Annotated in this window: 12 protein-coding genes; 4 read left to right on the top strand and 8 right to left on the bottom strand. The window is 70.5% G+C overall.

Translation table 11 applies throughout. The features are described from left to right. Nucleotides 1-11: 11 nt before the first annotated feature. Nucleotides 12-497, bottom strand: coding sequence for a pyridoxamine 5'-phosphate oxidase family protein (locus tag JGR64_RS03790; RefSeq protein ID WP_199375237.1), 486 nt, complete (start codon nucleotides 495-497; stop codon nucleotides 12-14). A 194-nt stretch (nucleotides 498-691) separates the two neighbouring features. On the opposite strand from JGR64_RS03790, the gene JGR64_RS03785 reads away from it, so the two are divergent. After that, nucleotides 692-1,465, top strand: coding sequence for a BON domain-containing protein (locus JGR64_RS03785; RefSeq protein ID WP_199375236.1), 774 nt, complete (start codon nucleotides 692-694; stop codon nucleotides 1,463-1,465). 50 nt (nucleotides 1,466-1,515) lie between these two features. Here JGR64_RS03785 and JGR64_RS03780 read toward each other — a convergent pair whose 3' ends face one another. The 3 genes from JGR64_RS03780 to JGR64_RS03770 form a co-directional block, all read right to left on the bottom strand. Beyond that, nucleotides 1,516-2,340, bottom strand: a complete 825-nt coding sequence (locus tag JGR64_RS03780; protein WP_343225148.1) for a ribonuclease H-like domain-containing protein — start codon at nucleotides 2,338-2,340, stop codon at nucleotides 1,516-1,518. A gap of 86 nt (nucleotides 2,341-2,426) precedes the next feature. Further along, complete coding sequence (locus JGR64_RS03775; protein ID WP_199375234.1) at nucleotides 2,427-4,853, bottom strand: DEAD/DEAH box helicase; 2,427 nt, start codon at nucleotides 4,851-4,853, stop codon at nucleotides 2,427-2,429. A gap of 60 nt (nucleotides 4,854-4,913) precedes the next feature. Then, entirely contained in the window at nucleotides 4,914-6,083 is a 1,170-nt protein-coding gene (locus JGR64_RS03770) for a tetratricopeptide repeat protein (protein ID WP_199375233.1), read from the bottom strand. A gap of 123 nt (nucleotides 6,084-6,206) precedes the next feature. On the opposite strand from JGR64_RS03770, the gene dbpA reads away from it, so the two are divergent. Next, nucleotides 6,207-7,589 carry an ATP-dependent RNA helicase DbpA gene (gene dbpA, locus JGR64_RS03765; protein WP_199375232.1) on the top strand — a complete coding sequence of 461 codons (1,383 nt, stop codon included), beginning with the start codon at nucleotides 6,207-6,209 and terminating at the stop codon, nucleotides 7,587-7,589. On the opposite strand, the gene JGR64_RS03760 is transcribed toward dbpA, so the two are convergent. Beyond that, entirely contained in the window at nucleotides 7,576-8,076 is a 501-nt protein-coding gene (locus JGR64_RS03760; protein ID WP_199375231.1) for a hypothetical protein, read from the bottom strand. The genes dbpA and JGR64_RS03760 overlap by 14 nt on opposite strands. Nucleotides 8,077-8,280: 204 nt before the next feature. On the opposite strand from JGR64_RS03760, the gene JGR64_RS03755 reads away from it, so the two are divergent. Continuing rightward, a complete protein-coding gene (locus JGR64_RS03755; protein ID WP_199375230.1) occupies nucleotides 8,281-8,937 on the top strand; it encodes an NAD-dependent epimerase/dehydratase family protein in 657 nt (218 codons plus the stop codon). 42 nt (nucleotides 8,938-8,979) lie between these two features. Here JGR64_RS03755 and JGR64_RS03750 read toward each other — a convergent pair whose 3' ends face one another. The 3 genes from JGR64_RS03750 to JGR64_RS03740 all read right to left on the bottom strand — a co-directional run bounded on the left by JGR64_RS03750 (nucleotide 8,980) and on the right by JGR64_RS03740 (nucleotide 11,625). Further along, nucleotides 8,980-9,774 (bottom strand): MOSC N-terminal beta barrel domain-containing protein, encoded by a 795-nt coding sequence (locus JGR64_RS03750; RefSeq protein WP_199375229.1) that lies wholly within the window; start codon nucleotides 9,772-9,774, stop codon nucleotides 8,980-8,982. Between the two features lie 38 nt (nucleotides 9,775-9,812). After that, nucleotides 9,813-11,348: an amino acid permease gene (locus JGR64_RS03745; RefSeq protein ID WP_199375228.1), complete on the bottom strand. Its 1,536-nt coding sequence runs from the start codon at nucleotides 11,346-11,348 to the stop codon at nucleotides 9,813-9,815. An 82-nt stretch (nucleotides 11,349-11,430) separates the two neighbouring features. After that, nucleotides 11,431-11,625 (bottom strand): hypothetical protein, encoded by a 195-nt coding sequence (locus JGR64_RS03740; RefSeq protein ID WP_199375227.1) that lies wholly within the window; start codon nucleotides 11,623-11,625, stop codon nucleotides 11,431-11,433. A 247-nt stretch (nucleotides 11,626-11,872) separates the two neighbouring features. On the opposite strand from JGR64_RS03740, the gene JGR64_RS03735 reads away from it, so the two are divergent. After that, nucleotides 11,873-12,412 (top strand): DnrO protein, encoded by a 540-nt coding sequence (locus JGR64_RS03735; protein ID WP_199375226.1) that lies wholly within the window; start codon nucleotides 11,873-11,875, stop codon nucleotides 12,410-12,412. The last annotated feature ends 27 nt before the right edge of the window (nucleotides 12,413-12,439 follow it).

Below are 12,439 nucleotides of genomic sequence, written 5' to 3'. Positions count from 1 at the left end.
GCGGCGCCGGCTCAGCGCAGGTCGATCTCGCCGACCTTGTCCTTGTAGTCCTTCTTGGGATCGACGCCGAGCATCATCTTGACGCCGGCCAGCATGCTGGAGGCGTCGATCCAGACTTCCGCGTCCTCGGCGTCCAGGCGCAGGAGGCGCAGCTCGGGGTCGTCCTTGCCTTCATACCAGGCGGCGACGAAGGGATTCCAGAGGCGATCGACCACGGCGCGGTCGGTGTCGACGCGCAGCGTGCCGCGGATGCTGGCGAACAGGTCATGGCCCTTGGAGGCGAAGCCGGCGATCGCGCGGCCGCCACCGTCGCCGAGCTGGCGCACCAGCGCGTTGTGGCTGGATGTGAAGAACCACAGCGGCGCGCGGCGGTTCTCGGCCTGCGCGGTCATGGGACGGGCGTGGCCGTCTTCCATGCCGTCCAGCCCCAGCATGAGCGTGCGGTCGCTCTCGAGGGCCTTCCAGAATTTTTCTTCAAGCTTGTGGGCATCGGTCACGGAGTGCTCCTTGGGTGTCGCCGGGGGATGCGTCGAGAACGCGGTTTAACACCGCGAAAGTGACAGCGGCGTATGAACGCGCACCGCTGCGCGTCGCCGGCATGACGCTGCTTGAACACCGGTGCGCGGACACTCCGCCTGTCGGTGCGCCAGCGTGCGCCGCCGCCCCCATTCCACCCCCGGAGACTCCAGACATGACTGCCAACAACAAGGCCAAGAATGAATTCAAGGCCGTCGCCCGCGAGGCGGCGCAGCTCGGCGCACGCTTCGTGGGCGTGACCCGCGACTGGTTCGACAACCGCAGGCAGGAGGCAAACCGCCCGTCCGGCTCCAGCCGCTACGTCACGCCCGGCCGCCCGGCCGATGACGACGAGCGCACCTACGGCCGCGATGAGCATGCCGGGACTGCATCGAGCGGCACCGCGGGCCGGCGCAGCGGTTTCCGCGGCATCGGGCCGCGCGGCTATACGCGCACCGACGAGCGCATCCGCGAGGACGTGTGCGAAGGCCTGTGCGACAGCGACGACATCAATGCCGCCGACATCAACGTGGATGTCAGCGGCGGCGCCGTGCGCCTGTCCGGCACCGTGCCCAACCGCGCGATGAAGCATCTTGCCGAGGACATCGCCGAATCCTGCAGCGGCGTGCGCGACATCGAGAATTCGATCCGCGTGGCCGGAGTGGACCCGGTAGGCGGATCGCATGCGTATGGCAGTAGCGGCGCGCGCGGCGCCAGCGCGGGCGCGGGCACTTCGTCCGCGAGCTACGGTGGCTCCACGGGCGCGTCGGCGTCCGGCTCCGCCGCGGCCGGCGGCGGCGGTTCGGCTGCCGGAAGCACCACGGGCCATGTCTATGGCGCGCCGGGCACCGTGACGCCCGGCCATGACACATCCCCCGGCGCTGCCGGCAGCGGCACGGCCAGTGGCGCCGGCAGCGTGGGCGGCCACCGCCCCGACCGCGCTGTCTGATCCGGGCGTGATACGACGGCGCGGCACGCATGCGAATGCGGCCGCGTCCGTCATGTCGGCGGGTGGTCGCGCGCTACCGTCGCATCGTCGGCCATCGCCTCCAGCAGGCTGCACAGACTGCGCAGGTCCTGCGCGTTGTGCAGGCCGACGCGGCGCAACTTGGCGGCACTGCCGCCGCGCAGGTACGACAGCCACGCCGCCGGCGCTTCCGAGCCGGGCAGATCGTCCTCGCGCACCACGCCCAGCAGTTCGCGCTCGATGGTGGCGAGCCTGCAGTTCGCCCACACACCACGGTAGCGGCGACGCACCGGATGCAGCAGGTCGACGTGTCCGCGACCGAGCACGGGATCGGCCAGCCGCGCCAGGCGATAGCGCGTGGACAGCAGCGGACGGTCGTAGCTCTTGCCGTTGTAGCTGACCAGCACCGTCTCCGGCGCCAGCCAGCCGGCGAACGTGCGCAGCATCGCCGCCTCCGCACCCAGCGTGGTGATGCACAGCTGGCGGATGCGCAGCCCGCCGTCGCGCCAGTCCGCGGCACCGATCATGAACGCGCGCGTCCCCGTGCCACCGGCAAGTCCCGTGGTCTCGGTGTCGAAGGCGAGCAGGTGTCCGCGTGCGATCGCCCCTTGGCCCATGCCGTGCAGCGGCAGCACGTCTTCGCCTGGCGACCATGGCGTCCACTGTTCCAGGTAACGCAGGCCCGGCGCGATCTCGTCGCCGGGCAGGCCGCGGTCGGTCGCGCGCGGCAGCATCGCGGGCGCGGGCGTGCGGATCTTCAGCAGGGTGCGCAGCTGGTTGATGGTGGCCTGGCGCGTGTCCGCGGCGCGCGGCGCGACCGCGTTGTCGCGTGCCCGTTCAACCGTCGTGCGTAGCACGCTGCCAGCAGCGCGAACCGCGACAGGGTTTGCCGGCTCTCCACCCGCTTCCCCGCGCAGCCGCGCAAGCTTCACCGCAAGCGCGCTCATTCCGCCCCGGCGAGCAGGTCGAGCACGCGCAGCGCCAGCGCGCGCGGCGCGAGGCTCGCGGTCTCGTCGGCTGCGAGGATCGGGCCCACGCAGGCCGGGCAACCGGCGCCACAGTCGCAACCTGCCACCAACGTGCGTGCCTGCGCGAGCAGCGCCGCGTGGCGCTCGAACAGCGGCGACGACAGCCCCACGCCGCCGGGGTAGTTGTCGTACAGGTAGATCGTGGGCGTGAAGCGGCCCAGCAGCTCGATGGCCGTGTCGGGCGTGCCATCCCCGCTGCGCAGCTGGCCGCGGCCGCGGCTGTCGGCGGTGGCGAACCACGCGCCATCGCCGCTGCCCACCGACTTCAGCAGGTCGCGGCTCTCGGCCATCACCGCGACCTGCGCCACCAGGTGCAGTGCGTAGGCCGCGCCCAGGAACCCATCCAGCGCCTCGTGGCGCATGGCGAACGCGTCCTCCAGCGTCGCCTGCGGCAGTTGCCACCACACCGCGCTGGTGTGCAGCTCCTGGTCGGGCAGGTTCACCGGCCCGTAGCCGATGTTCTCGTGGGTGTGGAAGCGGATTTTCTTGTAGCCGGACACGCGCCGCACCACGTGCACCTCGCCCAGGTGCGCCGAGCCCTGCCCGGCCGTGCTCTGCTCGGCGTCATCGAGCACCTTGAGCTTGGTGTAGTCGATGGCGTCGGTGTAGTAGTCGACGCGGGTGCGGGTGACGAACGCCTTGCGCCCCTCCCAGTCGAGTTTCTCCACCTGGAACGGCTCCGACTGGATCATGTGGATCGCGCCCTCGTACAGGGTGAGCGCGGCGGCGGAATAGTCGACCTCGGCCACGATCACCTGGCGGCCGTCGGTGCGGTCGACGACCACGAAGTTGCCGTCGGCCACCGAGCGCAGGTTGACCGCCTGCGCCGGGTAGCTGTCGGCGATCCATTCCCAGCGCTCGCCCTCGCGGTGCAGTACGCCGCTTTCGGCCAGCACCTCCAGCCACGCCGCCGGATCGACCGGACCGAAGCCGTCGCCGTCGTGGAACGGCAGCTCGAACGCGGCGCAGCGGATGTGGTCGAGCAGGATCACCGGCTGGTCGGCCTCGATGCGCGCGTGCTCGGGGTTGGCGTCGGCGAAGAACTCCGGGTGGCGCACCACGTACTGGTCGAGCGCGTCGGAGCCCGCCACCAGCACGCCCACAGACGGCTGCTGGCGGCGCCCGGCGCGGCCGAAGCGCTGCCACGTGGCGGAGATGCTGCCGGGATAGCCGTTGAGCACCACAACGTCGAGGCTGCCGATGTCGACGCCGAGCTCCAGCGCCGAGGTGCTGACGATGCCGTCGATGCGCCCGGCACGCATGTCGCGCTCGACCTCGCGGCGCTCGGTGGGCAGGTAGCCGCCGCGATAGCCGCGGATGCGCTTGGGCTTGCGCGGGTCGTGGTCGAAGACTTCCTTCAGGTACTTGGTGAGTACCTCGACCATCAGCCGCGACTGGCAGAACACCAGCGTCTTCAGCCCGGCGCGGATCGCCAGGCGCGCGATGCGGTTGGACTGCGAGCGGGCCGAAGCGCGGATGCCGAGGTCGACGTTGACCATCGGCGGATTCCACAGCAGCACGTGCTTGTCGCCGCGCGGCGCGCCGCTGTCGTCGACCAGCGCGATGTCCTCTTCCGCGGCCTCGATCAGCGCACGCCCGTGTGCGCCGGCGTTGCCGATGGTCGCCGAGCACAGGATGAACTGCGGGCTGACGCCGTAGAAGGCGCACACGCGCTTGAGCCTGCGGATGACGTTGGCGACGTGGCTGCCGAACACGCCGCGGTAGGTGTGGATCTCGTCGATCACCACGTAGCGCAGGTTCTCGAAGAACTGCGCCCACTTGGTGTGGTGCGGCAGGATGCCCTGGTGGAGCATGTCCGGGTTGCTGACCACGATGTCGCCGCTGAGGCGGATCGCCTGGCGCGCATCGCCCGGCGTGTCGCCGTCGAAGGTCGCCGCGCGCAGGCCGAGGCCGCCGGCGGCATTGAGCTCCAGCAGTTCGGCCACCTGGTCCTGCGCCAGCGCCTTGGTGGGAAACAGGTACAGCGCCTTGCCACGCGCCTTGAGCGCACTGGCGACCACCGGCAGCGTGTAGCAGAGCGATTTGCCCGACGCCGTGGGCGTGGCCACCACCACGTGGCGGCCGGCCTGCGTTTCCGTCCAGGCCTGCGCCTGGTGGCTGTACAGCCGGTCGATGCCGCGCGCATGCAGAGCGCGCACCAGCGGCTCGGGCAGGTCGTCGGGCAGCGGCGCGTAGCGGCCGTCCTGGCCCGGCAGCAGCAGGCTGCCGGTGACGCGCGCGGGATACTTCTCGGCGAGGCGCGCGGCGAGCGTACCGCCGGCGCCCGGGGCGACCAGCGCCTGCGCGGGCTTGGGGATGGCGTTCAGGGCGGGCTCCTGCATGGCGGGGGCCGCCAATCTGCGGGAGGGCTGTCTCACTCCATGCGACGTGGCCTGGCCGCCTCAGCCGTCGCTGGAACCGCGACTGTCGGCGGGAGGGCTGGCGTCCAGCCGTCGCAGCTCCGACTCGATCAGATTGCGGAGCGCCGGCACCTCCTGGGCCCCCATCTCGATCGCCTCCCGGTAGAGCTCGCGCGCACGAACGGGATCGACCGGCATGCCCTCGCCGTTCACATGCATGCCGGCAAGGCTGCGCAGGGCATGCGCGTTGCCGAGATCGGCGGCCTGCCGATAGAGCGTCGCCGCCCTGGCGGAATCCTGCGCCACGCCGTCGCCCGTGGCGTACATCACCGCCAGCGAGACCATGCCATCGGGCCAGCCCGACGCGGCCGACTGTGCAAACCAGAGCACGGCCTGTGCGCCATCCTGCGCGCGCTCCTCGCCGCGCACCCAGGCGATGCCTATGCGCCACTGCGCGCGGGCCTCGCCCTGTGCAGCGGCCTTCTGGTACCAGTCCAGCGCCGCGCCCATGTCGATCGGGCCGGCCCAGCCATATTCATGCGCGCGTCCCATGTCGTATTCGGCCGCGGGCTCGCCGATATCGGCCGCTTCCTGGATCATCGCGATGCCACGGGCCATGTCCGCTGGCTCACCGCACTCGCCCAGCGTGGTCGCGACGCCCATTGCATGCGAGATGTGCGGCCGCGCCTGCTGGTCACGGGCGAGCTGCCTGAAGAGTGCGCAGGCGCGATCGACATCGCGGGCCACGCCGTCCGTGCCGTAGTACAGCCGCAGTGAATAATTGAGCTGGGCGCCGGTTTCGCCCGCGTCGACGCCACGCACGAGATAGCCGATCGCGACCTCATCGTCGGCCGGAACGCCCCAGCCGTTGGCGTGGATCATCCACAGCAGGCTCCAGACATGCGGACTACCGAGCGCGGCGGCACGCTGCGCGTGTTCCAGCGCGGGCTGGATGGCTGCAGTCGCGATATCCGCGGGCTCCACGCCTTCGATCGCCAGCCGCATGTGTGCCATTGCGAGTTGGAACGCGACGTCGGGGTGGTCAGTGCCGGCGTACGGCGCCAGCACCGCGATGACCTCGCGCGGATCCCCTTCTTCGAGCATCCCGGCCCTGGACAGGGCTTCGTCGAGCCCCGCGGGAGGCGTTGCTGACGCCGGACCCGACCAGGCGAAGAACACGACAGCAAGGAAATTCAGCGCAATCCGTTTCATGGTCGAAGTCCTCTCCAATGGTCTCCGCGGGAATGTACCGTTCCTGCGGGCCCCGGGCCCACCAGGCGGATGTTGCACAAGATTGTCCACGGGCCAAAGACCGAATGCTGCGATCATGGCGGCATGGACACATCCCTCGCTTTCTCCACCCTTTCCCTCCCGCCCGCCCTGCTGCTCGGGGTGGAGGCACTCGGCTACACCGCGATGACGCCGGTGCAGGCGCAGTCGCTGCCGCCGATCCTCGAGGGCCGCGACGTCATTGCCCAGGCCCCGACCGGCAGCGGCAAGACCGCGGCGTTCGGGCTCGGCCTGCTGCAGCGGCTCGACCCGACCGCGGTGCGCACGCAGGCGCTGGTGCTGTGCCCCACGCGCGAACTGGCCGAGCAGGTCGGCGGCCAGCTGCGCAGGCTCGCGCTGGGCGTGCCCAACGTGAAGGTGTCGGTGCTGTGCGGCGGCATTCCGCTGGCGCCGCAGCTGGCCTCGCTCGCGCATGCACCACACGTGGTGGTGGGCACGCCCGGCCGCATCCAGGAGCTGCTGCGCGGCGACGCGCTGCAGCTTGGCGGCGTGCTCGGCTTCGTGCTGGACGAGGCCGACCGCATGCTCGACATGGGCTTCGAGGACCAGATCCGCGACATCGCGCGCCGCATTCCCGCCGGCAGCCAGCGCCTGCTGTTCTCGGCCACGTTCCCGGAGGCCATCCGCACCCTGGCCAAGGCCACGCTGCGCAACCCGGCGGAAGTCAGCATCCGCGGCGCCGCCGACGCGCCGGCGATCAACCAGGTGGTGGTGGAGGCCGACCCCGAGCGCAAGGCGCCGCTGCTGGCGGCGCTGCTGCTGGAGCACCGCCCCGAATCCTGCGTGGTGTTCTGCAACATGCGCCGCGACGTGGACGAAGTGGCGGCATCGCTCGCCCACTACGGCTTCGACGCGCTGGCGCTGCACGGCGACATGGAGCAGCGCGACCGCGCCGAGACCCTGATGCGCTTCGCCAACCGCAGCTGCAACGTGCTGGTGGCGAGCGATGTCGCCGCGCGCGGCCTCGACATCGAGGACCTCGCCGCGGTGGTGAACTACGACGTGCCGTCGGATCCCGACACCTACCTGCACCGCATCGGCCGCACAGGCCGCGCCGGGCGTGGCGGCATCGCCATCACCATCTGCACGCCGCGCGAGGTGCCGCGCATGAACGCGATCGAGGACCACCAGTTCCGCACCCTGCCGCGTGACCGCGCGCAGCCGGTGACCGGCAAGCCGAAGGGCGTGCCGCGCGCCGCGATGGCCACCCTGCGCATCGATGCCGGCAAGACCGACAAGCTGCGCCCGGGCGACATCGTCGGCGCGCTGACCGGCGATGCCGGGCTGGCGGTGGCCGCGATCGGCAAGATCGACGTGCTGGCCACGCGGTCCTACGTGGCCATTGCCCGCGCTCAGGCCGCCAACGCGCTGGCGCGGCTGCGCGAGGGCAAGATCAAGGGACGGAAGTTCCGGGTCAGCGCGTTGTAGTTGCGCCGTCCGGCGGTCCGAGCCCTGTGCCATGCTCCGAAGGCGCTGTCTCGTCAGGATAATCGTCCGGGTAATACCAGGAGAGAGGCTTCCCATCGAACGTGAAGTGGACGCCCGTCAAGGACAATCCCAGATCGTTCTCCACGAGCCAAAGAACGCCCGTCGCGATGACATGCAGGCGATCTTCAAGTGCGGCCGTGACATGGTTCACGCCCGTCGGCAGGAACGCAGCGGACAGATCCACGATCACCGTGTTTTCCGACCGGTCCAGGCGCAAGCCATTGAGCATCCGTGCACTGGATTCCAGTTCAAGGCGCTCGCGAACCTGATCCTCGATCAACGTCTCCAGGTCTTTACGCTGCTCGGCACCCAGCTCTGATGCCTTGACACGTTTCAGGGCAGGCGTTGCCGTCGAGCAGATCCCAGCGAGTGTTGCCGCAAGGCAGACCGCCAGGATCGTTCTCCACCAGACGTTCGACTGACTCATCGCCTCTGTCCTTCTTGTCGTGACTCCCGCTTGCGGAATCCTTCAAGAGTCATCCTAGCGTCACGCGCCGCAGTTGACGGAGACATCCGGCCCGCCCGGCAACCGCGAATCGGGCGAACTCCCGTTAGCCGGCGATGTGCAGCCGGCGTTGACGCACGCGCCGATCGGCGGGATGGTGCGGGGACGCCCAATCCGGGAACCCGCATGCGCATCCTGATTACCGGCGCCACCGGCCTCGTCGGCCAGGGCGTGCTGCGCGAATGCCTGGCCGCCGATGACGTGACCCATGTCGCGGCACTCGGCCGCCGCGCCTGCGGCGTCACCGATGCCAGGGTGGAGGACATCCTGGCGCCCGACTTCGCCGACCTCGATGCCGTGGCCGCGCGATTGCAGCCCTTCGACGGCTGCCTGTACTGCGCCGGCGCGCCACCACTGGGCACGCCGGAGGCCGAATACCGCCGGGTCACCGTCGACCTCACCCTCAACGTCGCGCGCACCCTGGCCGAACGCAACCCGGGCATGACCTTCGTGTACATCTCCGGCCTTGGCAGCGATCCGCGTAGCCGGGTCATGCAGTTGCGCGTCAAGGGCGAGGCCGAACAGGCGCTGGCCGCGTTGCCGATCCGCACCGTGATGCTGCGCACCGGCGGCATCCAGCCAGTCGGCGGCGAACACTCGCCACATGCCGCGCTGGCCGCCGTGTACCCGGTCCTTGGCCCGTTGATGGGCCTCGGCATGCGTGTCCTGCCCGGCCTGGTGACGGATACCCGACGCGTCGGGCGCGCGATGCTGGCCGTGCTGCGCGATCCGGAACCGCCGCCGGTCCTGGAGAACGCGGAGATCAACCGCCTCGGCCGCTGAAACAACACGCGTCGCGCGTACGGAGCCGGCCGCGGGCCCTGGTCAGCGCAGCACGTCGACGCGGTCGCCGCGGCGCACCGTCCCCGCCGAGCGCGGCAACAGCAGCTGCCCGAAGGCCACGCCGTCCGGCGTACGCCGGTAGCCGATCAGCGTGCGCAGCGGCTCGCCGCCGGGGTCACGCTCGCCACGCAGCGGGTCGACCGTGGTGAACACGCAACGCACGCAGGGCTCCGCCACGTCGAACTCCACCTCGCCGATGCGGATCCGCGCCCAGCCGTCCTCAGCGTGCGCGGGCACGCCATCGACCACCAGGTTGGGACGGAAGCGCTGCATCGACACCGGCGACGCCAGGCGTGCGTTGAGGCCGTCCAGCGATGCCTGCGACAGCAGCAGCACCGGAAAGGCATCGGCGAAGCTCACCACGTCGCCCGACATGGCCCGCGACGAGGTCACGGCGCGCGTCGCAGCGGCATCCATGTGCACCAGGCGCAGCGGCGTGCCGAGGAACGTCGACAGCCAGGCTTCGGCCTCCGCGCCGAGCAGCGGCGCGCGCAGCCTGCTGTCCCACACATCCACCGCGAGCGTGGCGGCGTCGACCGGCATCGCCGCATGCAGCCGCGGCATGCCGGGGGCTTCCAACACCAGGCCATCGGCCGCGGGCGTTGCGCGCACCAGGGTCAGACGCGGGAGTTCGCGACCGGTGACGCACTTGCCGGCGGCGTCGACGGCCATCCAGCGCCGGTCGTGGCGCAGGCCGCGACGCTCGACCACCGCGTCCGCGAGTTCGATCCCCGCCGCCGACTTCAGCGGATAGACGTGGATGCCGGAAAGTCGCATCGGTCCGTGCCGGTCCGCGGGCGGCGGCATGCCGCCGCTCAGCGCGCCTCGTCGACCGGCAGCTCGCCGCGCGCGCGCAGCCCGACGCGCGAGTGCCGGCGGCCATAGGCGAAGTACACCGCCGTGCCGACCAGCAGCCACACCACGAAGCGCACCCAGGTGAGCGTGGTGAGGTTGAGCATCAGGTAGAAGCACAGCACCGCCGAGACGATCGGCAGCACCGGCGAGAACGGCACCCGGAACGCGCGCGGCAGGTCCGGGCGCGTGCGCCGCAGCACCACCACCGCGATGCTGACCAGCACGAACGCCGACAGCGTGCCGATGTTGATCATCTCCTCGAGGATCTCGACCTGGGTGAAGCCGGCCAGCAGGGCGACCGCCGCGCCGCAGATCAACTGCAGCCGCACCGGCGTGCGGTGCGTCTCGGAGGTCACGCTCAGCCAGCGCGGCAGCAGGCCGTCGCGGCTCATGGCCAGCAGCACGCGCGACAGGCCCATCAGCAACACCATGATCACGGTGGTCAGGCCGATCAGGATGCCGACCGAGATCACCTGTGCCGCCCATCCCGCGCCGACCGCGACGAAGGCCGTCGCCAGCGACGGGTTCTCGGCCTCGGCCAGCACCGTGTACGGCACCATCCCGGTCAGGGCCAGCGCCACCAGCAGGTACAGCACGGTGACCAGCGCCAGGCCGCCGAAGATGCCCAGCGGCAGCGTGCGCTGCGGGTTCTTGACCTCCTCGGCGGAGGTGGCCACCACGTCGAAGCCGATGAAGGCGAAGAACACCAGCGCCGCGCCCGACAGCACGCCGGGAATGCCGTACTTCGCCGGCACGGCGCCCGTGGCCCACGAGAACAGCGACTGCGACCAGACATCCGCCGCACCGCCGCCGGTGGGCGCGGACGGCGGAACGAACGGGGTGAAATTCTCGAGCTTCAGGTAGCTCAGGCCGACCACGATCACGAACAGCACGATGCCGATCTTGATCAGGGTGAACACGTTGTTGACCCGCGCCGACATCTTGGTGCCCTGGATCAGCAGCGCGGTGAACACGCCCACGATCACCAGCGGGCCCCAGTCCATCGACAGCCCGAACAGGCTGACCGTGGTCGGGATGTGTATCTCGAACAGCTCGAACACCATGCCGAGGTAGATGCCCCAGTACTTGGCGATCACCGCACCCGCGGTGAGCAGCTCCAGGATGAGGTCCCAGCCGATGATCCACGCCAGGAACTCGCCGAGCGTGGCGTAGGTGTAGGTGTAGGCGCTGCCCGCCACCGGGATGGTGGAGGCGAACTCGGCGTAGCACATGATCGCCAGGCCGCAGGTCACCGCCGCCAGCACGAACGACAGCATCACCGCCGGGCCGGCGAAATCACCCGCTGCGCGCGCGCCGACCGAGAAGATGCCGGCGCCCACCGCCACCGCCGCGCCGAGGATCATCAGGTCCCAGGCGGTCAGCGAGCGCTTGAGCTGGCGGCCGGGTTCGGCGGCGTCGGCGATGGACTGCTCGATGGACTTGGTGCGGAGCAGGCTCCGGAACGGACTGGCCTTGGCGGCGGCTTCGCGGGACATTCGACGGCTCGTGGGGACGACCGGCCACACTACGCCGCCGCGCCGAGCCCGGGCAATGGCCCAGGTCACAAGGGCCGGGGGGTCAGGTGATCCGGAACATCTGCCGGGCGACGCGTGCATCGCGCAGCGGTCCTGGCAGGTAGTGGCTGCGGCCGTAGCCGTGGTGCGGGTCGCGACGGCGCGCCAGCGTGCCGTGGACCGGCGTGGAATGCGGCGGCGGCATGCCCGTCTGGATGCGGGTGATGCGGCTGGCGGCCTGCGCGGTGCGGGCACGCATGGACCGGCTGCGACGGTGGCCGGCGGGGATCAGGGACAGGAGCGTTTGCTTCAGGTAGTTTTTGATTGTTTCCTCCATAAATTCAATGTTTACAACGACTTGCGGTGCGCATTGTAGCACGGACGGCGATTTATGAATAGGGACATGGCGGTCGGCAGGCTGACTGCTGCGCGCTTGACCCCGATCAGGGGCACGCGCTCCATAGCGCCTAACATCCGTGTGCGATCTTTCTCCACCGGAGCCAGCCATGAGACACGTCCTTGCCGCCGCCACGTTGGCCCTCGCCCTGGGCCTGGCCCTGACTCCCGCCGCCGCCGCGGCGCAGGACCGCCACGATGGCCATGCGGCGCATGCCACGCAGGGCCGCCCCGCCGCGCACGATGCCCATGCGGCCGACGCAGCCACCGACGTCCCCGCCGGCCACGTGCAATGGACCCCGGACGCGCCGCTGATCGAAGGGATGGCACGCGTGCGCGAAGCGATGACCGGTCTCGCGCATCACGAAATGGGGCACCTGGGCGAATCCAACGTGCTCGTGCTGGCCGGCGACATCGATGACGCGATCGAATACATGTTCGCCAACTGCAAGCTGGACGCGGAGCCCGACGTTGCCCTGCACGGCATCCTGGCGCGGCTGATGGCGGGCACGCAGGCCCTGCGCGCCGACCCGGCCAGTGCCGCGCCGGTGGCCGACATGCGCGCCGCGGTGGCCGACTACGCCCGGCTGTTCGACGACCCGGAAGCCGCCGCCGACGACGGCGGGCACGGCGACGACGGCCTCGACTGAGCGCAACGCCGGCGCGCGGCGCGGGGC

Source organism: Luteimonas sp. MC1572 (assembly GCF_016615815.1).
Classification (GTDB): Bacteria; Pseudomonadota; Gammaproteobacteria; order Xanthomonadales; family Xanthomonadaceae; genus Luteimonas.
This window is presented reverse-complemented; position numbering and strand designations above follow the sequence as displayed.